Source organism: Sphingobium sp. TomTYG73, from assembly GCF_055394245.1.
In genome coordinates this window covers 1,721,711-1,746,516 of the sequence record NZ_AP027339.1, presented here as the reverse complement: position 1 = coordinate 1,746,516, position 24,806 = coordinate 1,721,711, and the positions used below count along the sequence as shown (strand labels likewise).

The 24,806-nt window shown below is 61.9% G+C and carries 17 protein-coding genes; 7 read left to right on the top strand and 10 right to left on the bottom strand.

The window, feature by feature from the left end; all coding sequences use genetic code 11:
- Nucleotides 1-14: 14 nt before the first annotated feature.
- From rpoB to ACZ5TH_RS08780, 5 genes are all read right to left on the bottom strand, one after another.
- Nucleotides 15-4,178: a DNA-directed RNA polymerase subunit beta gene (gene rpoB, locus ACZ5TH_RS08800; protein ID WP_464771170.1), complete on the bottom strand. Its 4,164-nt coding sequence runs from the start codon at nucleotides 4,176-4,178 to the stop codon at nucleotides 15-17.
- Between the two features lie 344 nt (nucleotides 4,179-4,522).
- Nucleotides 4,523-5,524 (bottom strand): inorganic phosphate transporter, encoded by a 1,002-nt coding sequence (locus ACZ5TH_RS08795; RefSeq protein ID WP_449473903.1) that lies wholly within the window; start codon nucleotides 5,522-5,524, stop codon nucleotides 4,523-4,525.
- 28 nt (nucleotides 5,525-5,552) lie between these two features.
- Nucleotides 5,553-6,668 (bottom strand): DUF47 family protein, encoded by a 1,116-nt coding sequence (locus ACZ5TH_RS08790; RefSeq protein ID WP_449473902.1) that lies wholly within the window; start codon nucleotides 6,666-6,668, stop codon nucleotides 5,553-5,555.
- 94 nt (nucleotides 6,669-6,762) lie between these two features.
- Nucleotides 6,763-8,874, bottom strand: a complete 2,112-nt coding sequence (locus tag ACZ5TH_RS08785) for a TonB-dependent receptor (RefSeq protein WP_464793646.1) — start codon at nucleotides 8,872-8,874, stop codon at nucleotides 6,763-6,765.
- A gap of 455 nt (nucleotides 8,875-9,329) precedes the next feature.
- A complete protein-coding gene (locus tag ACZ5TH_RS08780) occupies nucleotides 9,330-10,271 on the bottom strand; it encodes a LysR family transcriptional regulator (RefSeq protein ID WP_464793645.1) in 942 nt (313 codons plus the stop codon).
- 203 nt (nucleotides 10,272-10,474) lie between these two features.
- On the opposite strand from ACZ5TH_RS08780, the gene ACZ5TH_RS08775 reads away from it, so the two are divergent.
- Nucleotides 10,475-11,809 (top strand): lipopolysaccharide biosynthesis protein, encoded by a 1,335-nt coding sequence (locus tag ACZ5TH_RS08775; RefSeq protein ID WP_464793644.1) that lies wholly within the window; start codon nucleotides 10,475-10,477, stop codon nucleotides 11,807-11,809.
- Between the two features lie 186 nt (nucleotides 11,810-11,995).
- Here ACZ5TH_RS08775 and ACZ5TH_RS08770 read toward each other — a convergent pair whose 3' ends face one another.
- The gene (locus ACZ5TH_RS08770; protein ID WP_464793643.1) at nucleotides 11,996-13,153 is read right to left on the bottom strand and encodes a glycosyltransferase; all 1,158 of its coding nucleotides are present in this window, start codon (nucleotides 13,151-13,153) and stop codon (nucleotides 11,996-11,998) included.
- Nucleotides 13,154-13,246: 93 nt separating this feature from the next.
- On the opposite strand from ACZ5TH_RS08770, the gene ACZ5TH_RS08765 reads away from it, so the two are divergent.
- From ACZ5TH_RS08765 to ACZ5TH_RS08750, 4 genes are read left to right on the top strand one after another with little or no spacing between them, the layout of a single operon-like run.
- Nucleotides 13,247-14,215 (top strand): glycosyltransferase family 2 protein, encoded by a 969-nt coding sequence (locus ACZ5TH_RS08765; protein ID WP_464793642.1) that lies wholly within the window; start codon nucleotides 13,247-13,249, stop codon nucleotides 14,213-14,215.
- Complete coding sequence (locus tag ACZ5TH_RS08760) at nucleotides 14,212-15,828, top strand: hypothetical protein (protein ID WP_464793641.1); 1,617 nt, start codon at nucleotides 14,212-14,214, stop codon at nucleotides 15,826-15,828. The genes ACZ5TH_RS08765 and ACZ5TH_RS08760 overlap by 4 nt, the downstream gene beginning before the upstream one ends.
- On the top strand, nucleotides 15,828-16,772 hold the full coding sequence (locus tag ACZ5TH_RS08755; RefSeq protein ID WP_464793640.1) for a lysylphosphatidylglycerol synthase transmembrane domain-containing protein: 945 nt from the start codon (nucleotides 15,828-15,830) through the stop codon (nucleotides 16,770-16,772). The genes ACZ5TH_RS08760 and ACZ5TH_RS08755 overlap by 1 nt, the downstream gene beginning before the upstream one ends.
- Nucleotides 16,769-18,457 carry a hypothetical protein gene (locus ACZ5TH_RS08750; RefSeq protein ID WP_464793639.1) on the top strand — a complete coding sequence of 563 codons (1,689 nt, stop codon included), beginning with the start codon at nucleotides 16,769-16,771 and terminating at the stop codon, nucleotides 18,455-18,457. Before ACZ5TH_RS08755 ends, ACZ5TH_RS08750 begins: the two co-directional genes overlap by 4 nt.
- A 21-nt stretch (nucleotides 18,458-18,478) precedes the next feature.
- Here ACZ5TH_RS08750 and ACZ5TH_RS08745 read toward each other — a convergent pair whose 3' ends face one another.
- The 4 genes from ACZ5TH_RS08745 to ACZ5TH_RS08730 form a co-directional block, all read right to left on the bottom strand.
- Nucleotides 18,479-19,249, bottom strand: a complete 771-nt coding sequence (locus ACZ5TH_RS08745) for a hypothetical protein (protein WP_464793638.1) — start codon at nucleotides 19,247-19,249, stop codon at nucleotides 18,479-18,481.
- Between the two features lie 505 nt (nucleotides 19,250-19,754).
- Complete coding sequence (locus ACZ5TH_RS08740) at nucleotides 19,755-21,155, bottom strand: methyltransferase domain-containing protein (RefSeq protein WP_464793637.1); 1,401 nt, start codon at nucleotides 21,153-21,155, stop codon at nucleotides 19,755-19,757.
- 2 nt (nucleotides 21,156-21,157) lie between these two features.
- Nucleotides 21,158-21,379 carry a hypothetical protein gene (locus ACZ5TH_RS08735; protein WP_464778027.1) on the bottom strand — a complete coding sequence of 74 codons (222 nt, stop codon included), beginning with the start codon at nucleotides 21,377-21,379 and terminating at the stop codon, nucleotides 21,158-21,160.
- Between the two features lie 86 nt (nucleotides 21,380-21,465).
- Complete coding sequence (locus ACZ5TH_RS08730) at nucleotides 21,466-22,995, bottom strand: hypothetical protein (RefSeq protein WP_464793636.1); 1,530 nt, start codon at nucleotides 22,993-22,995, stop codon at nucleotides 21,466-21,468.
- Between the two features lie 306 nt (nucleotides 22,996-23,301).
- On the opposite strand from ACZ5TH_RS08730, the gene ACZ5TH_RS08725 reads away from it, so the two are divergent.
- Nucleotides 23,302-23,496 carry a DUF4169 family protein gene (locus ACZ5TH_RS08725; protein WP_449473893.1) on the top strand — a complete coding sequence of 65 codons (195 nt, stop codon included), beginning with the start codon at nucleotides 23,302-23,304 and terminating at the stop codon, nucleotides 23,494-23,496.
- Nucleotides 23,497-23,663: 167 nt separating this feature from the next.
- Nucleotides 23,664-24,644 (top strand): hypothetical protein, encoded by a 981-nt coding sequence (locus ACZ5TH_RS08720; protein WP_464793635.1) that lies wholly within the window; start codon nucleotides 23,664-23,666, stop codon nucleotides 24,642-24,644.
- Nucleotides 24,645-24,806 lie beyond the last annotated feature (162 nt).

The window sequence follows — 24,806 nt, the reverse complement described above, 5'->3', positions numbered from 1 at the left end:
GCCCCGCAAACCCTTTATTCCGCTGCCTGCGCGAAGCCGTCGTCGTCCTCGACCTCGTCCATCGCGGCGAGTTCGACGTTGAGGCCCAGCGAGCGCATTTCCTTGACCAGCACGTTGAAGCTTTCGGGGATGCCAGCCTCGAAAGTGTCGTCGCCCTTGACGATCGCTTCGTAGACCTTGGTACGGCCGACCACGTCGTCCGACTTCACCGTCAGCATTTCCTGCAAGGTGTAGGCGGCGCCATAGGCCTGGAGCGCCCACACTTCCATTTCACCGAAGCGCTGACCACCGAACTGCGCCTTACCGCCCAGCGGCTGCTGGGTAACGAGGCTGTAGGGGCCGATGGAACGTGCGTGGATCTTGTCATCGACCAAGTGGTGCAGCTTCAGCATGTAGATGATGCCGACAGTCACCTTACGGTCGAAGCGGTCACCCGTGCGGCCGTCGAACAGGTCCGACTGCCCCGAGGTGTGCAGCCCCGCCAGCTCCAGCATCGCCGACACGTCGGCTTCGCGGGCGCCGTCGAACACCGGGGTCGCCATCGGAATGCCGCGCTGCAGATGCTCGGCTAGATCGATGATCTGCTCGGCGGTGCGGCCTTCGATCTGATCGGCATATTGCGGGCCGTAGGATGCAAGCAGCCGTTCCTTGACCGCGTCGGGCATGGTGCCCGGCTGCGGGTTCGGATTGGCCTCACGCCAGTCTTCCAGCGCGTGCTTGAGCTGCTGGCCGAGGCCACGGGCAGCCCAGCCCAGATGCGTTTCGAAGATCTGCCCGACGTTCATACGCGAAGGCACGCCCAGCGGGTTCAGCACGATGTCGACATGGGTGCCGTCCTCAAGGAACGGCATGTCCTCGATCGGCAGGATGCGTGAGATGACACCCTTGTTACCGTGACGGCCGGCCATCTTGTCGCCCGGTTGCAGCTTACGCTTCACCGCGACGAAGACCTTGACCATCTTCAGCACGCCCGGGGGCAGTTCGTCGCCGCGTTGCAGCTTGTCAACGCGGTCCTCGAACTTCTCGACGATCAGCTTCACCGCTTCGTCATACTGCGCCTTGACGGCTTCGATGCCGGCCTGACGAGTGTCGTCCGCGACGGCGAACTTCCACCATTCATGACGCTCAACTTCGGAGAGCAGAGCCTCGTCGATCTCGACACCCTTCTTGATGCCCTTCGGAGCGGCGGCAGCGGTCTGGCCGAGCAGCATTTCCTGGAGGCGGTTGAAGGTCGCGCGGTTGAGGATGGCGCGTTCGTCTTCGCGGTCCTTGGCGAGACGGTCGATTTCCTCCCGCTCGATCGCCATGGCGCGCTCGTCCTTGTCGATGCCATGACGGTTGAAGACACGGACTTCCACGACCGTACCGGCAACGCCCGGCGGCAGACGCAGCGAGGTGTCGCGCACGTCGCTCGCCTTTTCACCGAAGATCGCGCGGAGCAGCTTTTCTTCCGGGGTCATCGGCGATTCACCCTTGGGGGTGATCTTGCCGACCAGAATATCGCCCGGCTCCACTTCGGCGCCGATGTACACGATGCCCGCTTCGTCGAGGTTGCGCAGCGCTTCCTCGCCGACGTTCGGGATGTCGCGGGTGATGTCTTCCGGCCCCAGCTTAGTGTCGCGGGCCATGACCTCGAACTCCTCGATATGGATCGAGGTGAAGACGTCATCCTTCACGATCCGTTCGGAGATCAGGATGGAGTCTTCGTAGTTGTAGCCGTTCCAGGGCATGAACGCGACGAGCGTGTTGCGGCCCAGCGCCAGCTCGCCGAACTCGGTCGACGGGCCGTCGGCGATGACGTCGCCGCCTTCGATCAGGTCGCCCACCTTCACCAGCGGACGCTGGTTGATGCAGGTGTCCTGGTTCGAACGCTGGAACTTCTGGAGCGTGTAGATGTCGACGCCTGACTGGCCCGGCTCGATGTCGCCGGTGGCGCGGATGACGATACGGGTCGCGTCGACCTGATCGACGATGCCCGGACGCTTGGCGGCGATGGCCGCGCCGGAATCGCGCGCAACCGTGCCTTCCATGCCGGTGCCGACGAACGGCGCCTCGGCGTTGACGAGCGGCACGGCCTGACGCTGCATGTTCGATCCCATGAGCGCGCGGTTGGCGTCATCGTTTTCCAGGAACGGAATGAGCGAGGCCGCGACCGACACCAGCTGCTTGGGGCTGACGTCCATCAGGGTGATGTGGTCCTTGGGCGCCATCAGGAATTCGCCCGCTTCACGCGCCGAGATCAAGTCTTCGGCCAGCGTGCCGTCGGCGTTCAGCTCAGCGTTCGCCTGCGCGATCGTGTGCTTGGCTTCTTCCATCGCCGACAGATAGACGACCTCATTGGTCACCTTGGTGTCGATCACCTTGCGATACGGCGTCTCGATGAAGCCATATTTGTTCACGCGGCTAAACGTGGCGAGCGAGTTGATCAGACCGATGTTCGGGCCTTCCGGCGTTTCGATCGGGCAGATACGGCCATAATGGGTTGGGTGAACGTCGCGGACTTCAAAGCCTGCGCGCTCGCGGGTCAGACCGCCCGGCCCAAGCGCCGACACGCGGCGCTTGTGGGTGACTTCCGACAGCGGGTTGGTCTGGTCCATGAACTGCGACAGCTGCGAGGAGCCGAAGAATTCACGCACCGCGGCCACGGCGGGCTTTGCGTTGATGAGGTCGTTCGGCATGACCGTCGACACGTCGACGCTCGACATGCGCTCCTTGACGGCGCGCTCCATGCGGAGAAGGCCGACGCGATACTGGTTTTCCAGCAGCTCGCCCACCGAACGGACGCGGCGGTTGCCGAGATTGTCGATGTCGTCGATCTCGCCCTTGCCGTCCTTCAGGTTCACCAGTTCCTTGACCACGGCGAGGATGTCCTCGACGCGCAGGGTGGTGACCGTGTCCTCGGCGTCGAGGTCGAGGCGCATGTTGAGCTTCACGCGGCCGACGGCCGAGAGGTCATAGCGCTCGGGGTCGAAGAACAGACCGGCGAACAGCGATTCAGCGGTTTCCTTCGTCGGCGGTTCGCCGGGGCGCATGACACGATAGATGTCGGACAGGGCCTGGTCGCGCTCTTCGGCCTTGTCAGCCTTCAGCGTGTTGCGAATCCAGGGGCCGGTGGTGACATGATCGATGTCGAGCAGTTCGAGACGGTCGATGCCCGCCTTGTCCAGCTTTTCGAGGTTTTCAGGGCTGACTTCGTCACCGGCCTCGATGTAGATTTCGCCGGTCTTCTCGTTGATGAGGTCGTAGGCGCTGTAGCGGCCATAGACTTCCTCGGTCGGGATCAGCAGCGTCTCAAGACCGTCCTTCTCGGCCTTGTTCGCGGCGCGAGGGCTGATCTTGTGGCCAGCGGCGAACACGACTTCGCCCGACTTGGCATCGACGATGTCGAAAGCGGGCTTCTGGCCGCGCCATGCTTCGGCGAGATAAGGGATCTGCCAGCCGCCTTCGCCACGGACGAACACGACCTTGTTGTAGAAGAAGCCGAGCATGTCTTCGGCGGTCAGGCCGAGCGCATAGAGCAGCGCGGTGACCGGCAGCTTGCGCTTGCGGTCGATGCGGACGTTGACGATGTCCTTGGCGTCGAATTCGAAGTCGAGCCACGAACCACGATAGGGAATGACGCGCGCGGCGAAGAGATATTTGCCCGACGAGTGGGTCTTGCCACGGTCATGGTCGAACAGAACGCCCGGCGAACGGTGCATCTGCGACACGATAACGCGCTCGGTGCCGTTGACGATGAAGGTGCCGTTGCCCGTCATGAGCGGCATGTCGCCCATGTAGACGTCCTGCTCCTTGATATCGAGCACGGAGCGGGTTTCGGTGTCCTGGTCGACCTCGAACACGATCAGGCGCAGCGTGACGCGCATCGGCGCCGCGTAGGTGATGCCGCGCTGACGGCATTCCTCGACGTCGTATTTGGGCTCTTCCAGCTCGTAATGGACGAAGTCCATTTCGGCGGTGCCGGCGAAATCGCGGATCGGGAATACCGAGCGCAGGGTCTTTTCGAGGCCCGATACATAGCCGATCGACGGGTCCGAACGCAGGAATTGCTCATAGCTCTCCCGCTGGACTTCGATCAGGTTCGGCATCTGCACCACTTCGTGGATGTCGCCGAATACCTTTCTGATGCGCTTCTTCGCGCCGGTATTGCTGATCGTGGGGAGAGCTTTGGTCGCCATTGCGTTTCCTGCCTGTAATTCGTCGCATTTTTTCGCATCGCAGCGAAATTCAGCCTGACGAGACGGGTGAAAGGGCTGATTCGCCCTTCTGCCGCCACGCAAAAAAGTGCGGGCCGGGACTGTCCGATCCGCACTGTCAGCACCTTGTGACCCACCAAATGTCGCCCAATCCCGCCGGTTTCGCGCGCTATTCGAAACCGGTCCCCGGGCGATCCAGGGGACGGTTCATGCTTGCTGGAAGGCTTGCAGGAACCGGATTTTCAAAACGCCATATAGAGACGGTGCGACCCTTTGTGAAGGGCGGATTGTCCCAATAATGATCGTGATCCGATCGCTGCGGCGGTTCAGAACAGTCGTGTCAGGCCATAGAAGCCTGCTCCGATCAGGGCGGCGGCGGGCAGCGTCACTACCCATGCGATCACGATGCTGGAGGCGACGTTCCACCGGACGGCCGACAAGCGGCGGGATGCGCCGACGCCGACGATCGCCCCGGTGATGGTGTGCGTGGTGGAAACCGGCACGCCCAGATGCGTCGCCAGGAATAGCGTCATTGCTCCGCCGGTTTCGGCGCAGAAGCCTTGAGCCGGCGTAAGTCGCGTAATCTTCGACCCCATCGTGTGGACGATCTTCCATCCGCCGAGCAGTGTGCCGAGGCCCATCGCCGCCTGACAGGAAATGACCACCCAGAAAGGAACGTGGAAGCCGCCCGTCAACATGCCCTGCGAATAGAGCAGAACCGCGATGATCCCCATCGTCTTCTGCGCATCATTGCCGCCATGGCCAAGCGAGTAGAGGGACGCAGATACGAGCTGAAGCTTGCGGAAGACCCGATCCGCGCCCTGGGGCGTGAAGCGACGGAATATCCAGCTGATGATCAGGACGAGCAGTAGCGCCAGGATGAGGCCGATCGCAGGTGACATGACGATGGCGGCGCTGGTCTTGAATACGCCGCTCCATACGACAGCGCCGAGGCCTGCCTTGGCCGTGCCCGCGCCCAGCAGTCCGCCGATCAGCGCATGGCTGCTGGACGAGGGGATGCCGAGGCCCCACGTAATCAGGTTCCAGGCAATGGCGCCCATCAACGCGCCGAAGATAACCTGCGGGTCGATGATGCTGGCATCGACAATGCCTTTGCCTACCGTTTCGGCGACATGCAGGCCGAAGAAGAGGAAGGCGATGAAGTTGAAGAAAGCCGCCCAGGCCACCGCATATTGCGGCTTCAACACGCGCGTCGATACGATCGTCGCGATCGAGTTCGCGGCATCGTGCAGGCCGTTCAGGAAGTCGAAGGCGAGCGCGATGCCGACCAGAGCGACGAGCAGCGGAAAGGCGAGATGGGCTTCCATCAGATTGAGACTCGAATGGAGCTAAGGATCAGGCGTGGTCGATGACCAGCCCGGAGATTTCGTTGGCGACGTCCTCGAACCGGTCGGTCACCTTCTCCAGGTGGGCGTAGATTTCGTTCCCCACGACGAAGTCCATGGGGTTGCCTTGCCGGGCCTGATTATACAGCGCCTTAAGGCCAGCCTCGTGCAATATGTCGGCATGCCCCTCCAGCTTCACCAGCCGCTCGGTCAGCTCATGCAGCCGCACCGAATTGAGGTTTAGCGAACGCAGCAGTGGCATCGCTTCGGCTGTGATGCGGGCGCACTCCACGATAAGGGCGCTCATATCCTGCATCTGGGGCGCGAATTCCTTGACCTCGAACAGGGCGATCGCCTTGGCGGTCTGGTTCATCTGGTCGATCGCGTCGTCCATCACGCCGATCAGGCCGGTGATGGCGCTGCGGTCGAAGGGCGTTACGAAAATGCGGCGGACGTCCTGCAGCACTTCGCGGATGATGTCGTCGGCTTCATGCTCACGCGCGGAGATCTCTTCGATATGTGCGTCCATGTCCGGGCCGCCCTTCAGCAGCTTGGCGAGCGCATCGGCCCCGGCGACGAGCGTCACCGCATGATCCTCAAACTGTTCGAAGAAGCGCCCCTGTTTGGGCATCAGCGCGTGAAACCACCGCAGCATTCCAGTCCTTTCGCTTTGCCATTCCTTGATCCGCAGCAGCGTTCGGATGAACCAGCCCGGATCGCGCGGCGGTTCGCGAAAGGCCGCGATGATCGTTTGAAGATCGGGTTCCTCGACCGCTTTCGCGGCCTCTGCGACCGGAAACCAGCGCAGTTCCCTCTGCCCCTGCTCGGGCCATTGCGACAACTGGCCGGTCACTGCAAGGGGGAAAACTTCAACCGTGGCTTCGCGCGTGTCGCCCTTGCGGCGACGCTTGTCATAGCGGTAGCGGCCTAAAGGAGCGGGGCAGGCGATGCCGTGAATGCCCGCTTCCTCATAGGCTTCAAGCTCAGCGGCCCGGTGTCCGGCCATCCCCTTGATGCGATTTCCCTTAGGGATAACCCATCGGCGGGTTTCGCGCGAGGTGATGAGGAGGATGCGCATCGAGCCATCGGGGTCGGCGGCATAGGGCAAAGCGGCGATCTGGCGCATTACCAGTCCGCCCCCGCAACCTTAGCCATAAAATGCCCCTTATCCATATGCGCCTTGTAACCAAACCGTCACATTGCGCAATGAACTAGGTTGGTCAGATCGATAGTCGAGCCGTCAGGCGGATATCCCGTCCGGCCAGTGGCGCATAATCCTTGAGGAAGCTGGCATGTCGCCGCGCCTCGACATCGAATATATTGTTCGCCGACAGGCTGATGGTGGTCCGGTCATTCCCTTTCAGCGGCTTGAAGGACAAGGATGCGTTGACGAGCGTGAAGCCGTCGGTGCGGGTTTCGGTCGAGGCGATCCTGTTCTGCGCAAAGCTATGTTCGACCTCGCCACGGAAGCTCAGGCGGTCGCCCTGAAGTTCGATCCCTCCGAGCAAACGCAGCGGCGGGATGCGTGGCGCAGGGCCGGAGCCGGTGATGGTTGCGCGGACATAGTCGGCAAGGCCATCCAGATTGACCTTGTATCCGCCGACTTCCCCGAGCTTTACCGATGCCTCTGCTTCAAAGCCGAGATAGCGCGCATTAGCCTGATTATATTGGAAGCAGGGGAAATCCAGCGGCTTTCCGCCATTCACTGCCATGCAGGCGCTGTCATCGACCAGCGCATCATAGATGTAGCCGTTGAACCAATTGTGATAGGCCGACAGGGACATGGTGTAGCCGGGGCCTTCACCGCGCAGCGTGGCTTCAACGCCCCAGCTTTTTTCCAGGTCGAAGTTTGGATTGCCAAGCTCGAATGCTTGCGTCCCGGCGTGATTGCCGCGCGCGAACAGTTCTTCGGCCGAGGGCGCGCGTTCGGTGCGGGCGAGGTTCAGGCCGACGCGCCAGCCGGGACGTATTTCCTGGCTGGCGCCGATCGACCCGGAAAACGCGTCGAAGCTGCGCTGATAGGCGGGATTGAGCAAGGTCGCGTCCGCGTCTGCGCCTACCTTGTTATGCTCATAGCGGCCGCCCAGTTCGATCCGGCTGCTGCCAAGGTCGAAGGATTGAAGCGTGAAGAAGCCGAGTTGCTCCGTCCGGTTGCGGGGCAGGAACTTCTCTTCACCCTCGACATGGAAATTGCGGGCGAAGAATTGGGCGCCGACGGCCCCATCCCAGCCGCCGCGCTTGGCCTGCACCAGTTCCAGCCGCGATTCGATCGACTGGTTATAGAATGTGGTGCCGACCTCCCCGGATGGTTCGATCTCCTGATGCTGGTAATCGGCGAAGCCCGCGCGGAGGCGGATGGAATCCAGGATGCCGCCATTGACCGGCAACTCGGCGCGCATGTCGGCGCGGTCCTGCTTCATGTGGAGGTGAACCTGTTCGCCCTCCGACCCCGGTTCGACCGAATAACGGACGGGGACGCCGTAGAGATTGTCCGTGTGGGCGATCGAGAAGCCGAGGTTGCCGCCATCGGTCACCAGCGCCGCGCCGCCAGCCACTTCCCAGGTGCGCGCGGCGCTGTTGGGCAGCTTGCCCCGCAGATCGGCGAGGGGCGTGATGGCGGGGTCTCCGCTCGCCGCGGCCTGGGCGCGCAGGGCGGGCGTGAGGATATAATTGCCGGTGTCGAGATCATCGCTCTTCGAATAGCTGCCGTCGAAGTGGACGACGATCTTGTCCGTTACCGGCGCTTCGATCTCGGCGGAGTCGCTGCGTTCGTTGGCGGCGCTGCCGTAATTGGCGATGCCTTCGATGTGGATCGGCTCGTCGGGGACGCGTCGGGGGATGCGGCTGTCGATCACATTGACGACGCCGCCGATCGCCGAGGAGCCGTACAGAAGGGCAGCCGGGCCGCGCAGCACTTCGATGCGGTCGGCGGTCAGGGGATTGATCGCGACGGCGTGATCGACCGAGGTGTTCGATACGTCGAAACTGCCGACGCCATCGGTGAGGATGCGTACCCGTTCGCCCTGAAGGCCGCGCAGGATCGGGCGAGAGGCGTTGGGGCCGAACGAGGTGGCGGAGACGCCGGGCTGATGGGCGAGGGTTTCGCCGATGGTGGTCCGCAGGTCACGTGTCAGCTCGGCGCCGGACAGGACCGAGGTGCCGGACAATATGTCGCCTTGGCGGCGGGGGATGATGGCGGTGACGACGATGTTGGGCTGGTCATCATGATAGGTGCCGGGCTGGATTGATGGCGATTGGGCGAGGCTGGGGGAGGCGAGGCAGATTGCGGTGAGGGCGCAGCTGGCGCGGAGGAGCGGCAGGGGGGAATTCATGAAGGAAACCCTTAATTGAAACGGTTTGTGAGGCGCCTCTATCTTAAATGTTATAACGTATCAATGGGGTTGGGGGGATTATCGGGGGAGGGGAAAGGGTTAGCGGCCAAGCGGGCGAGATCGTAGATAAGTGGCCTGGATCAGCGGGCAATTACCGGCGATTGGAGCGTAATCGTGTTACACGGAAGCATCGGAATTGAGGCTGAATTTCCGTCACTCCGGGGCTCGGCCGGGGCTTCACTGCGTCGACAGCGTAAGAAACGAAGCGGGACCCCGGATCAAGTCCGGGGTGACGATTAGTGTGGCATGATCAGGCTCTAAGGATCAGTGATCAGGGGATATGGGACTGGAGCCAGCGGCAGTGCAAGCGGCCAGACCCGGCTGCTGGGGATCGACGATCGACGACTGGCCTAGCGACCAACTACCAAGATCGATCGTGGACCCGCAAACAAAGATCAGAGGAAGAGAAATTCCGCGAGCGCGCTGACGGGCGAGTCTGCGTCGGCGCGGGTGCGCAGGGCTTGTCGGACCTCGATGGAAGGGAGGGGGCGTTCGAGGGGGAGGCGGCGGATGCCGTTCATGCGGCCGAGGTCTCGCGCGAGGGGGCCGAAGGCGGCGAAGCAGCCCGCGCCTTCGCGCAATATGGTCATGATATCGAACATATTGTCGGTTTCGAGCACCGGCGCGCCCATGCTGATGCCTTCCCGGTCGAGCGCTTCATCGATGATGCGACGCAGGCCGTTATTCGGCTCCATGGCGAGCGTGGGACTGATCCGGAGATCGTCGACCGTGACGATGTCGCGCCGGGCGAGCGGATGATCCGCCCCGGCGTAAAGGTTGATCTGTTCCGACCAGCCATAGCGGGAGGCGAAGCCCGGCTGTTCCCCCAATGCGTAGAAATAGGCGATATCGATGCGGCCCTGCTCCAGTGCCGCACGCGCCTCATCGGCGAGGTGGATGGAGAGGTCGAGCGTGATCGCGATATCCTCATTCGCGGCCTCAAACGCGGCGAGCGCTTCCTGAAAATGACCGAAAACAGGCGCGGGCGCGGCAAGGGTGATCGCCTGCCGCGCTGGTGCGGGGGAAGGCTCCGCAGGCGCGGCTTCGGGCGCGACGGACGGAGGGGAAGGAGGGGCCGTTTCGTCCGGTGCCCAGTTGCCGGACTGATCCTGCGACAAGAGGGTCATCGCCTCGGCGGTCTTGCGCCCGGCGGCGGTCAGCCGTTTATGATCAGGCGGACCTTCGAACAGATGATAGCCAAGACGCATTTCCAGAGAGGCGATTGCGCGCGCGATGTCTTCGACCGGGACGCCCAGATCGCGGGCGCAGCGCGACATGCTGCCCGCCGCCACCATCTGCGCAAAAATGTCGAGTTGACGCAGGGAAGGCGTGGCCATGCGGCGGTGATAGTGCAATTGGGACGCCGGGTTAAGCGGGATATTTTTGGCTGTCGGTTCAGGCCAGGGCCGTTCCGCCATCCCCACCCCCAGTCCTTAAAACGAGTCATATGCCTCGTTTGAACCTAAAGGGAGGGGCTTCTTAAGCTATGTTTGCACTCAATTCCGCTTGGCATCGGCGATGAGTTCGGCAATCAGGCGCCATGATCAGTCGGTTCAGACGGACAGTGGCGGATGGCGCCGGGGACAAGCGCGGCTTTGCGAATATCGTCCGTAACACCGGCTGGCTGCTTGGCAGTAAGGGGTTGGGGGCGGTCCTTAGCCTTGTTTATCTCGCCATCGCGACCCGGACGATGGGTCCGGCGGGCTTTGGTGTGTTTAGCCTGGTCATCGCGATAGCCCAGTTCATCGCCCGCATTGTTACTTTCGACAGCTGGCAGGCCGTCGTGAAGTTCGGGCAGGTGCCGTTGCGGGACGATCAGAAATCGGCGTTGGCGAAGCTGGTCGGCGCCACCCTGACCATCGACCTGCTGAGCGCCGTGGCGGGCATAATGCTGGCGGCGGCCATCGCCTTGCTGCTGGGGCCGGTTCTGGGCTGGAACAGGTCCGTCGCGTGGATGGGTCTGGGCTATGCGTCCGTGGTCCTGCTGGCGACCCGATCGACGGCTGTGGGAATATTGCGTCTGCTCGATCGCTTTGCAGCGGCCGCCTTTGCCGAAAGCATGATGCCGATCATGCGCATGGCGGGCGCGTTGGTGGCATGGTGGTTCAATCCGACGCCGCTGGGCTTTCTGATGGCCTGGGCCTTTTCGGAGGTCGTCGTGTCCCTGACCTACTGGATTCTGGCGTTTCGCCATGGTCGCAGCCACATCGGCCGGGTGAAGCTGGTCCGGATTGGGGAGGCTCGGCGCCATTTCCCCGGCATCCTGAATTTTTCGGTTGCCAGCAACATCAACCTTAGCCTGCTGGCACTGATCAATAATGTGCCGATATTCCTGGTGGGCATGTTCGCGGGTACGACGGGAGCGGGCTATTACCGGCTGGCGGCGCAATTGGGCAACGCGTTGACGACCTTCTCGCAGCTTATGTCGCGCGCCATCTTCGCGGAGTCCACGCGCCATCATATGCGCGGTGGGCAAGAAGGCGACATGACCGCGCTGCGCAAGCTGTCCCGGCAGATCAGCGCGGCTGCGGCTTTGAGCGCTGTACTGATTATCCTGCTGCTCTGGCTGGTGGGGGAATGGGTGCTGGTCAAGATGTCCGGCGCGGCGTACCTCCCTGCCTATCCGCTGCTGCTGCTGCTGGCGGGAGCGGCGGCGATCGAGATGGCGGGAGTTAGCTTCGATCCCATTTTGATGACGATCGACCGGCAGCGGCTGACAGTGATGGTCCGGCTCGTGGAATGCGCGATATTGGGCGCGATGCTGGCGGTGCTTTTGCCCCGAATGGGCGCGCAGGGGGCGGCGTTTGCGGTGTTGGTTGCCTCGATGGGCGGTTTTGTGATGCGAGCGGCGGCGGTGCGGCGGCATTTGAGATAGGGTTTAGCGGATCGCACCTTTCAAGCTCCGACATTCCTTCCGTTCGGGCCGAGCTTGGCGAGACCTCTCTTTTTTCATTCTTACGCATAAGAAGTAGGGCCCCCTTCGACTGCCTGCTTGCAGCAGGCGCTCAGGACAGGCTTCGACAGGCTCAGGGCGAACGGGGATGGGGCAGCGCCGGACGCTTTAGCTCAGCATCTCCGCGAACAGTGCCTGATACTGTGAAAGCGCGGCATCGACGCCATATGTGCGCACCGATTCCCGCGCGCGATCGGAATTGGCGGGGCGCAAGAGGGTCCAATCTATCGCTTCTGCAAAGGCGGCGGCGTCTCCGACCGGCACCATTGGATGCTGTCCCGCATCGGCGATGATATCGCGCAGATTGGGGGTGCAGTCCGTGATAACGACCTGGCAACCGCAAGCCAGCGCTTCGATTGCGGTGGCTGTGAGGCCCTCCCAGCGGGAAGACTGCAACAGTACTTCGGACGAGCCATAAAGATCGGCCAGTGCCTGCGGGTCGGAGACGAAGCCCAGAAATTCGACGCGGTCGGCTATGCCAAGGTCGGCGGCTTGCTGCTTGAGGTCAGCCAGCAGCGGTCCTTGTCCAGCAATGCGCAGGCGCCAGTCATGTCCTTTCACTTGGGCGAGCGCGGCAAACATCGTGCGATGGTCTTTTTGTGCGACGAGGCGGCCGACCGCAAGCAACTCCCGCACGGCACCTGGCGGGGCGGGGGGGCGGTTGCTGCCCACCTGCTCCAGCAGAGGGGTCACGGTGGGGCGGGGCAGGAAGGCGACCCTTGCCCGGATCGAGGGGCAGCCATCGGCGAGCAAGTCGGCATCGCTGCTGCCCATGACGATAGTCCGGCCACTAAGCCACGCGGTCAATTGAAAGCGTTTGCGTCGCAGCCACGCCAGCGCGCCGCGCCCGCCCGGTCGCACGATAGGGTTGGATATGCGGCCCACCGCCTCCGCAGGCGTTCCTGCCGCTGCCAGCGCGACCAGCAGGTTGCTTTGATTGCCAGCTGAATAGAGAATGGCGGGCCGATGACGGCGGATCATGGCGCGAAGGGCGGGCAGTTGGGTGAGCATCGACAGTCCGCGAGGCAGAGTTGCCGCTGGAACGCGCCGCACAGTCACTCCTGGCGCGATCAGTGCGGCTAGCGGCCCTCTGGTATGGGCCATCCACAGTTCAGCGCCTAACCCCTGCGCCGCCAGATGATTGGCAAGCAATATAGCGACACGGTCCAATCCACCATCGCTCGGTTCATAGAGATAGATGGCCACACGATAGGAGCGATCCAGCATGGCCGCCTTGTGCAAGGAATGAGGTTGGCCGCTGCTCATGGTGCCCGCCCGGCGATTGACAAATGAAGGGAAATGCCGCTTGCGCGTTATCGAACTCGCGCCAGTGGTTCAATCGGCAAAAGAGCGGAGCACATGAAGTTAATAATACAGATTCCGTGCCTGAATGAAGAAGAATCGCTGCCCGAGGCACTGGCTGCTCTGCCCCGAGAAATTCCGGGCGTGGACAAGGTCGAATGGCTGATCATCAATGACGGCAGCACCGATCGCACGGTCGAAGTCGCGCTGGCCCATGGCGTCGACCATGTCGTAGATCTTCCGGTCAATCGCGGCCTTGCCTATGCGTTCATGGCGGGGTTGAAGCGGTGTCTGGCGGAGGGTGCGGACATCATCGTCAACACCGACGCCGATAATCAATATAATGCGGACGACATACCGTTGTTGATCCAGCCGATATTGGAGCGGCGGGCGCAGATGGTGATCGGCGACCGGCCAATCTCGACCATCGCCCATTTTTCCTGGGTCAAGCGCAAGCTCCAATGGCTCGGCACCAAAGTCGTGCGCATGGCGTCACAGGCGGACATCCATGACGCGCCGAGCGGCTTCCGGGCGATTGCACGCACGGCCGCTTTGGAGATCAACGTCTTCGATACCTACACCTATACGCTGGAATCGATCATTCAGGCCGGGCTGTCGAATATTCCGATCACCTCGGTTCCGATCCGCGTCAATGGCGAGACGCGACCATCGCGCCTGTTGCGATCGATGCATAATTATGTGTGGCGGTCGATGAAGTCGATCACGCGGACCTTCTTCATATACAAGCCTGGCATGACCTTCTTTTACCTCAGCATTCCGCCGCTGGCTATCGGCACGGGGCTGGTCATCCGCTGGCTGGTGCTGTTCGCGGGCGGGACTGAGCGAGCCCATGTCCCGAGCCTCGTCGCGGCGTCATGCCTGTTGATGCTGACGGCGTTGATGTGGATAGTAGGGCTGCTGGGTGAGCAGATGCTTGTCACCCGGCGCATGATCCATGATTTGCAGCTGCGCATGCGCGACATGCCGTCATCTTATGACGTGCTGAAGGACGGCAGCGCGCTATGAGCCTTTCGCGGCGCGATCTGCTGGCGCGGCAGGCTCTGGGCGAGATACCGAAGATCCTGACGCTGCTGGACCGGACGCCGGTCAGCCGCACCTATGGCTGTTTCGATCGGCTTTACTGGCATTACCGCATGATCGATTTTCCGTGCGGGATGAGCCAGGAGTTCGTCTATCCGCTGGCGCTGGCCTGGTCGCTGGATGCGCCGGGGAACAGCTATTTTCAGGCGCCTGCTATCCGCGATTTTGTAGAGGCGGGGATCAGGTTTGCGGCGCGGTCGGCGCATGCGGATGGATCGTGCGACGATTATTATCCGTTCGAGCGGGCAGCGGGGGCGGCTGCCTTTTCGCTGCTCGCCTGTATCGAGGCGGCGCGGATCATCGGCATCGATGAGGATGCCGAGGTTCGGGCGTTTTTCCGCAAGCGAGCAGGGTGGCTGGCGACGCATCAGGAATCGGGACGGCTGTCTAATCATGAGGCGCTGATCGTTGCCAACCTGATCCGCATGTCCGCGCTGGACGGGCCGGAGTGGGAGGAGCCGCTGCGCGCGCGGGTGGCGCGGCTGTTGTCATGGCAGCATGAGGAAGGCTGGTTCGACGAATATGGCGGCGCTGATCCGGGCTATCTGAGCCTGACGATCGGCCTGCTGGCGGAGAGCGACCGGCGGCGGCCTGACCTTGGGTTGCGCGAGGCGTGCCGCAGGGCGATCGGATTCTTCGCGCATTTCGTGCATCCGGACGGGACGGTGGGCGGCGCCTATACGAGCCGGGGGACGCAGAATTTCTTCCCGCATGGGTTCGAGATTGCTGGCGAGTGGATGCCGGAGGCGACGCAGGTGACTGATCGGGCGCTGGCGCTGTTCGAGGGGGACGGGCCTCCTTGCTATTCGGACGATCACATCATCGGGCATCATGTGTGGAGCTGGCTCCTTTGCTGGTCCGAATGGCGGATGGAGCGGGTTGGGGTTTCGTCGGCGGCCGGGTCGTCGGCATGGTTTCCGGGCGCTGGGCTGATTGTCCAGCGGCGTGGCGAGCGGGCGCTCTTTGCCGGGCTGCGACAGGGAGGGGCGTTTCAGTTTTTCGCGGGCGATCGGCTGAGCCTTGCCGATAGCGGGGTCACGATAGCGACGCGGGCTGGCCGGGCGGCGGTGCAGCATCTGCCGGGCGACTATGAGGTGCGCCGGGACGAGGACGGGTTCGATGTCTCGGGCAAGATGGCGTGGGCGAAGTCGACGCTGCTGACGCCGGTGAAGTCGGTGATCCTGCGCTGCATGATGGTGAGCCTTGGCCGCTTCTTCCCCGATCTCGTGCGGCGACTGCTGCAGAAGATCCTTGTGACCGGGCGCAAGGACGCGCCGTTTCGGTTTCAGCGGAGTCTGCGTTGGGACGGCGAGGGTGTCACCATCCGCGACGAAATCTTTGCGGATGAGGGGTGGCAGGACGTCGCTTCGGTCGGCATCGGGGGATTCCAGACCTCATCGACCACGATCATGGCGCGGGTCTGGCAGGCGAACCATTTGCAACCTTGGAACGACCTGACGCATCTGGTTCGTGCCCTTGGGGCAGGTGATCCTCTGGTGATCGAGCGCCGCGTTCCGCATGAGGGGACGGCTGGCTGATGCGCAAGCTGTTGAGCGTTGCCGTCAGCCTCGTCATCCTGGTGGTGATCTGGGCCAGTGTCGATGCGGGCCGGGTTATCGACGTGTTCCGTCATTCTGACCGGTTCTGGCTGGCGATGAGCCTGCTTGCCGCCGTGCCGCTGACGCTCGCTACCGCGCTGCGTTTTGCCATGCTGAGCCGGTCGCCGATACCCTTTGGCGCGTGCCTACGGCTGATCCTGTCGGCCTCCACCCTGAACGCGGTGCTGCCGTCCAAGATGGGCGACATCGCGAAGGGGTGGGTGCTGGCGCAGAAATATCAGTTCCCGGCCGATCGGGCCGTGTCTCTCGTCGTGTTCGAGAAGATGATGGACATGGCTGCGCTCCTCCTTTGGGGGACATTCGCGCTGTTGTGGGTAGCCGGGTCAGATTGGCTGATGTGGCTGTTCGCGCTGGCGGTCGCGGGCCTGTTTCTGCTGCTGGCGCTGCTGATGGCGCCGTTCAGTACGGCGCGGCGGCCGCTGATATGGGCCATTGGGTTCATGCCAGGCAAGATCTCGACACGGCTGGACAGCTTCATGCAGGAATGGTCGGTGATGGCGGACTGGTTCTGGTCGCGTCCCACGCGGGCGTGGAGCACGGTATTGTTCTCGGTCGCCATCTGGGCCGGGCATCTGGGGCAGTTCTGGCTATTCACCAAGGCTGTGCATGCCAGTGTCCCGCTGCTCGATAATATGGCGTTCGCGACCTTGTCGATTCTGGCGGGGTTGCTGCCGCTTACGATGGCGGGGATTGGTAGCCGGGACGCGGCGATCATCCATTTCTATTCGCAGTGGCTTTCGCCAGCAGCGGGCGCGGCGGTCGGCGTGCTGGCGACATCGAGATATTTGCTGCCCGCGATCGCCGGTGCGCCGTTCGTGCGTGATTATTGGCAGGGACGCGGCAAGGCGGCCGTGACACCATGATCGGCGGTGCAAAATCGAAAAGCGTCCCGCTGCTGGTGGGCCTGACGCTGATTACCCTGCTGGTTTACGCGATTCAGGCTTTCCTGCTCCATCCATGGGCGATCGCCGATGACGCCCGTCAGTTCCTGAGCTGGACCAGCAGACTGTATGATCCGGCATCGCGGCCCGGTGACGTTTTGGCGGATTATTGGCAGCAGACGGCGCCGCCCCTCTATGGAGCGCTCCTGCACATAGCCGCTGCCCTGGGTGTCGCGCCCGTGCTGTTCGCCAAGTTGCTCGCATTTCCTCTGGTCGCGATTACAGCGGTTCTGGCCTGGAAGCTGAACGCCTGTTTCACGGTCGACGCGCGCTGCCGCCTGATGGGCTCGCTGTTTGTCATGGCCGCGATCATTCACAATGATTCCATTTTTTCGGGAACGCCGCGCGCCTTCGCGTCGCCGCTGATCCTTCTGACGCTGATCGGCCTGCCAACGCGACGGTACGGCCTCACAATCGCGGGGCTTTTGCTGCTTAGCATCGTCTATCCAGCGCCTGCGATCACATGCCTCGGCATTTTTTCGCTTTGGATATTGGCCTGGCGTTTCCCGATCGGGTTTTCCCTGTCCTGGAGAAGCGTGGCGCTGCTCGCCCTGGCCGCGATCCTCGTCCTCGGATCAGCCTTGCTCTTCAAGGCGGGCATGGGCGATTGGGGGCCGGTCCTGCGCCTTGGCGAAGCGCGAAGCATGCCCAGCCTGATGAGCGTTGGCGGTCGCAGCAGTATTGTTGGGCGGGGCGGAGACATCGCCTGGCTATGCTCGCCGCGCATCGGATATCTTCCCGCCATCATCAATTGTCAGGGCAATGGTGATCCGCGCCTTCTGGTCAATCTGCTGCTGAGCGTCGTTCCTATGCTGGCGCTCTGGGTCCGGGTCCGGCGCGGGCAAGGTGCTGGTGAAGACTCCCTAGCAGACAGCAATCGGGCCTATGCCCTGTTTCCCTATGCCCTGTTTCCCTATGCGCTGCTTGCAACGGCCATCTGCTATCTAATTGCCGCGCTGGTCGCCTTCACATTCCATCTGCCTGCTCGATACAGCCAGCCGGTACTGTTGATCATGGGCAGCCTTGCGTCTGGCCTTTGGGCGGGCCGCGCATGGAACTGGTTGCTGGAGCGCAAGATATCAGTGAAACCCTTTGCTCGAATGGCGATCATGCTGTTCGCCACGGCAGCGGCAGTCGGGATATTCGCGACACCCAAGACGCGAGTGGTTCATGCCGAGCATCCGGACCTTCTCGCCTTCATAGCACGAACGCCGCCGGGCACCCGCATAGCGGGCATATCCGATGACCTGAGTTTCATCCCCGCTTTGACCGGTCGATCGGTGCTGACCACGCCGGAACATGATATTCCCTATCACAAGCGCTATCATAGGGAGAGTCAGGCAGGTCTGGAGGCCTCCCTGAAAATGGGGCGCTTCGACGATCTCGAAAGCGTACGAAACTATATCAGGCGCTATCGCGTCGATCTGCTCGTGTTTGACCGGAATTTTCTGACTCGAGGCGAATTGCCGAAGAGTTACAAAGCCGTCCTGCCGTCAACAACTGAAGTGAGCCCTATGTTTGCAGAGGCTGAGGCCTTGGGGCGTGCACGCTGCCATATTGTTGAGGGACCGGGCTGGATTGCGCTGTTTGCATCCTGCCTGTCTTGAGACCGTAGGATCAGGGGCGGTTCAAACCAGTCCGCCGTCCGCCAGATCGAAATGCCCCTTTTCCAGCCATGAACGAATGGCGTGGGCGCCCCTTATTGAGGAAGGCTCGGCAGAATTTGCCATCGTATACTGGAATATTTCCTCCTGCCGCGCGCGGAAATGGCGGCCTCTCTCCCTGAAATGGGGAAGGCAGGCCAAGAGTTCTTCCGAAGAACGGAAAACATCCCCGGCGGTCCATGAGAGATAGGGCGGATCCGCACGATGATCGCGCGGATGGGTGTCGATGAAGAAGGCGGGCCTCGGCTTCCACAGAAATTCGTAGATCTGGCTGCTCACATCACCGATATAGGCGTCCGACCCAAGCGTATAACTCATGTCGCTTAGGCGGTCGCTGTCCACGTCGATAAGAATATTATCGCAGCTTTTCCAGCGATCGTCCAAATCCGGCCGCCGCTTCATCACCTTATATTCAAGCGAGATGTGCAGTTTCTTGCGGAACAGCAGCACATGTGGCGCGAAGATGAGATTATAGGCCTGTCCAGGGCCGATGGCGAACCAGTTTATGATATCGTGGCCATGACGATACCAGCTGGACAGGTGCGGATCGAAATGCGGATTGTAGACGAAGGTTGGACGGCCGTTTGGGAAGAAGTCGCGTGGCGCGTCCCTGTCGATCAGGTCGAATTTCGGATAACCGATGATCGCGATCGACCTTTGGTGGGCGAGGCCATGACGGATCATCTCATCCGCGACCTTTGGACCTGACACGAGCATCGCGTCGAATTCAGCCATGTCCCGATGATAGGTTACGGATCGGTCGCCTGCGCCATGCGGCACAAACATGAATTGGGGACCGCCGCCGTTCCAATGCTTTTTCAGTTGAAGACAGGTCCTTTCTGGACTGACGATCAACGATGCATTTTGAAGCGCGCTGGCGTGATGGGAAAGGCGTGAAAGTCGCTCTGCTGGAGCAATCCTGTTCAGGAGCCGCGTCGCAAGACCGGTTTGCGGCACGCTGAGGTCGAACCATGATATGCGGGCAGCCGCCGTGGTTCCGACGGCATCGCGGACCCCTTGAGCGATCGCCGGGGTGCCGTACGCGCAAACCAGAGGGAGGGCCGGCGCGGCCTCAGCCAGAGCCTTGAGGATACCGGCCGTGTGGGCCAACTGATGCGTTGCGTCATGATTGAACAGGAAAACGACGGAACGCTCAGGTACAATGGCCTTGGACGGGTGCGGCTGCATGACCGGGCTCTCTAGTCGCCCGCCGCAATCCCGTCAAAGCTGGATGCTCGCTTTAGCTGCGGCGGTCGTACCAGACGAGTAGGCGTCCGCCTTCGGACAGATGCTGCTGGCGAACGATCCGCGCGCGCTTCGATACATGTTTGAGGAAACACTCTTCGCTGTAATCCGGGAAGATGTCCTCACGCTGCGCAAGCAATTTACGGACCATTGGATCGGATTTAGGCGGGAACTCGATGACGCCGACAGGCGCGAGCCCCATGATCCAGTCGACAGCCATGTCCAGCGGAACATTCCGGCCAATGGCGATATGGTGGATGAAGGCAAGCGCCACGAGCGCGTCCGCACTCGTGGACCGCTCCATCAGGCCCTTGCGCTCCGCCTGCGCCCAACCTTGTGAGGGGCTGGGGTTCGCCGCGTCCAGCCATAAGGGCAGGAAAGGTGTATCCGTGCCCTGAAAGCGGTGATGCGCGCGTTCAAGCGCGCCATAGTCGAAATCGAAACCCACCACGGAAGCCGCGCCATTTTCCATCGCGGCCAGGGAATAATCCCCGGAATTGCAGCCCAGGTCGAACATTAGGCCTGGCTTCACCGCGGCTGCCATTTCACCGACGAACGCGCGTTTCGCCGCAGCTTCGGGTGCCGCATAGCTATTGTCCTGCGCGTAATCGCCCCAGACGGTTTCGCTTCCCTTGAGCTTGAGCCCGCTGATGTAGCGTCGCAATCCCTCCAGCATCGCTTTCAGCGAGTTGCGGGGCAGCTTGCGCTCACTGGGTTTTCCGGCGATCTGCCCTTTGCGCAGGGATCGCGTCTGCAACGCGGCCTGAGCCGTCACATGGGCCATTATGGTCCAGGAGAAATTATCCTTCCACCGCAAGAGCGGGGCAAGATCTTCCGGTGCGATCCCTTCCAGGCTCCCCCTGAACCAATGCGCCGGAGAAACGCCGAAACGCGCCCAGAAGATGAGCGGGTTCAGGAACTGCATGCAGAATTGGCGATGACCGATCCAGATGTCGCCATCCTTGTACGGGATGAACGATCCATGGTCGATGAAGACAGGACGGTTGCCCACGAACTGTATGTTGTAGGCGGTGGCGTCGGACAGCGCGAAGCCATGCGCGAGCGCCTCAAGTTGCACGTCCAGGTGATGAATAGCCGCCTGCTTATGCAGGGAAAAGGTCCACTCATAGGGATAGGAGATGAACGGGACGCGCGGGTGTTCCAGCACGTAAGCCGCGTCGGCCAGATCGTTCCCCAGACTGGCCGGGTCATGCTCTTCCCAATCGACCAGCATACGTTGGTCAGCCAGGTGGCGGAGCAAACCTGAATCTCGAGCCGCCTCATAGGCCGGGGCGGCGGCAGGCTTGACCGATCGGAATATGCGTTGTCCACGCACGAAAACGCGGCTGCCGGGGTCGCGAAACGACCCGGCGTCGCTCATCAAATTTTCGCTCACGATCAGTTGTCGCGCTGCGAGCCGTCTTTGCGGAGAACCGTGGCTACCGCAGTCTTGATCTTTCCAATGAAGTGGCGACCGAACATCCCGGCTGCGGCGACGCCGCCGATTACGGCCTGGATGAGCATGCTGCCCGTGGCGCCGTCAAGATAGGCGAATGCCGGAGTGCTGAGCGAAACGAGCAAGGCACCGAACAGGCCGAATGGGACGAAAGACTTTTTCACATGACATCCTGTGTTTCAGTTTCGTGACTGCTTAGCGAAAAGACTGTTTTACGACAATACGCAACCACGCCCCCAAGCGACGGGCGTCACCATCCGGCGGGCAGGTTGATTTTCATGAGCGGGACATGCTTCTCATCATCAAGGAAAACCTGGCTGGGCCGTGTCCCGCGCCCGGTCGGCGCGACGGTATAGCGGGATTGGGTGAGCCCCGTGACCAAGGTGGAAAGCGACAATGGGGATGTGTCCTTACCCGGCGGGATCGCGGGGCCACGCACAGCGAAGAGGGTCGAGAAGTTGGCAAGTTTTTCGGCATCGGTCATAGTCGCCGCCTGATCCACGAACGGCTTGGCGTTGGTCGTTCTGGATCCGTGGTCGCCATGCACGATCATGACAAAATTATCGCCCGCTGCCGATTGGCTGATAGCGCGAAAAGCTGTTTCGGTCTTGCGCAGCGCGCACAGCAGCTGATCATAACCCGCGTCCTGCCGGGGACGAAGTGCACCCGGTCGCTCACGCCTGATCCAGGCGCCTTCCTTCAGGCGGCAGTCTTCGGTCAGGCCAAAGGGCGAATGTGGCAGCAGGATGTGAGCGAAATAGACGTCGCCCGGCTTGGCCTTGGCAAGGTCCGCGTTGAACCTGTCGAATGCAGCGGCCGCGTTGAGAGGGTTCATGCGGATATCGGAAATGTCGCGGAACGGCAGGGGCACTCCGAGTTTTCGCAAGCCATTGTAAAGGAACCCTCCCACCTTGCGGACCGAGCGTGAGGTCAGCTTGCGCAGGATTATGCTGACCTTGCTGGCGGTCGTCAGGTGGGATGTGGCGACTGCGCCCATGTCCTGCGACTGATAGGTTACGCAGTGAGCGATGGAAGCGGAAGCGCACATGTCGAGAAATTCGGACTGATACACGTTGACGTGATGACCGCGCCGCGCGAGCAGGTCGAAATAGGCCGTATGCTCAACCTTTTGTTTCATTTCCTTGCTGCTGCCCGGTTCTTGAACCTGGCCAAAGTTCAGCACTTGCGGTACGGAATTGAGAGTATAGGCATAATCGCTATGCGCGCGGGTGTAGAGCCGGAAGCCGTTGCCGATATAGAAATGTTGGAGGGCCTCGCGGACTTGCGGCGTGCGGGGATTGTCCATCGGCATGCCGTCGATGCCGCCATGCTCATCCAATATGATATGTACGATGGCAGGCAGATCCGCTGGGCTGCGGCTGCGGGTTGGAGTTTTGGTCACCTCCGTAAAAGCTTGTTCACGATGCTGCCCAAGCCCCGCCAGACTGGACAGTGCTGCTACCAAAGCGGCGACAGTGACGAAGGATAAGATCGAGCGCCGGGTAAAGAGCGTGAAGAGGAGCACAACCGCGCCCGCCACCATGGGCCAGGGCGCCAAGGCCCCGCCGCCGTCGATGATCACGGCGATCAGCAGAGCTTCCAGAAAAGCCCTGATCCACCGGTTGGCTGCCGCGTACAGCAAGCCATAGATCGAACCCACGCCTATCAGCACCATCAGTGCGACGAGAGATTCGACGGTCCATAGAGGATAGCGGTGAAAAAGCAGCAGGTTGAGCAACAAGGCGCCTAAAGCTGCCGATGCCGCTCCGATTGCGCGCAAGGCTCTGCCGGAAGCTCTGTCATGCATGTTGGGAGGTGACAATTCATCTCCCGCTTTCTCTGCTTCTGGCGCCAACTTTCCGCCGTCCTATCCTGCAAAAATTTGAACGCCTCTAGAACCATCGTCCGGCGAAGTCGAGCGGAAGGCCTCGGTTGCGCACGGGGCGTGACGTGAAGCGATGCGTGCTGTAACGCCCGCCGCGCCAGCGTCCCGTTGCCTGTCCGGGGATTGGCTGACGCTCGAAGAATGAGTATGTTCGATAGGAGCCGTTTTCAGTCTCCATGTCAGCATTGTTAGGGGAGCCGTATGGGTGACATCATCAATCTGCGGCAGGCGCGCAAGGCCAAGGTGCGGAAGGATAAGGAGCAGGTGGCGGCTGCAAATCGGGCGAAGTTCGGCCAGACTAAGGCTGAGCGTGAGGTGCGGCGGATCGAGGAGGCGCGGCAGGATCGGCTGTTGGACGGTAGCCGACGGGATGGTGACGTCGACCCGGTTGAATAGTGTTTAGGACTGCAAGCAATCTTCGAAGGCTTTTTAGGTCAAATGAGATGAATGGATGTTCATCTCTCTCGCGTCTGCAACAATTCGTCTCTTTGGAAAATCAACTCATCGTGAATCCGTGACCATGTCTGCGGTCAATTGAAAAGTTCGTTGGTTCAGCTTGGACTATGAGAGGATATATTCAATCTGCCCGCCCGGCTGGTGCCGCGATTGCCGCTGTTCTAGCCCTTGGTTCAACCTGTTCTTTCGCGCAGGAAACTGTTCCTGATGCGGGTTCGCCGCCTGTTGTGGTGCCGCCGCCGGTTGTAGCCCCTGCTGCGTCGGTCCCCCAGCCGATGGTTCAGCCGACCGCTTCGGTTGAGGAACGGCTGGATGCTGCGGTGGCTGCTTCGGAAGCCGAGGCGGCGGTGAAACCTGATGCTAGTCGGCCAAACGCGCGGACGGCTTCCACGCCGGTTCGAACTGCGCTGCGGGCGCAAGTTGAGCGGCCTGCTGCTGCGCGGGCGGTTGAACGGGCGGAGGCATCGCCCGAGCGCGAAGCTGCCGTTGTTCCGCAGCCTGTCGTGAGCGAAGCTGCGCCCGCCACACCGCCTGCCGCTGAGGCGCGTGAGGTTGGTGCTGCCGATGCTGGCACAAAGGAATCGCTCCTGTGGGCCTTAGGCGGTGGCGTGCTGCTGCTCGCGGGGCTGGGCGGGGCTGCCGCTGTTCGTCGCCGTCGCAACATTGCGGAGGGCGAGGAGGACGAGGCCGTCGCGGTCCCGGTCACTCCGATGGTCGACACTCCGCTCGTCGAAAAGCCTGTCGCGGTCGCGCCCACCTTTGTGGAGCGGGAACCGGTGGCTGAGCCTGCCATCATGCGTGCGCCGATGCGCGCGCCCCTTGCGGCCGGGGCTGCTTACGGCTCCAGTCTGGAGGCGATGGTCGCCGCCGCCCCGAGCGCGGAGAATCCGTTCCGCACGCATCGCAGGCGGCTGGCCCGTGCGCGGTTCCTGCTGGCGCAATGTGAGAAGGGCGAGCGAGCATCCTTTACCGATGCGCCTGCCCATGTGCCGCCGCAGACTATCCATGCCGAACCGCAGGTGCAGACCGTCTATCGGATGGGCGCGGATCGGAATCGCCGGATGACATTCAAGCCGCAAACGCGCTAAGTCACCGGACAATCAGCCAGACAGGGGCGGCATCGCACGGTGCCGCCCCGTTTGCATGACCTGCGCACGTCGATTCGGTTGCACTTGGGGCCGACCCCTGATACCGGCGCGCCGGTAATTTCGCGCCAGTTTTGCAGGCCAAGTTTGAAGGAAGGTCGCTCC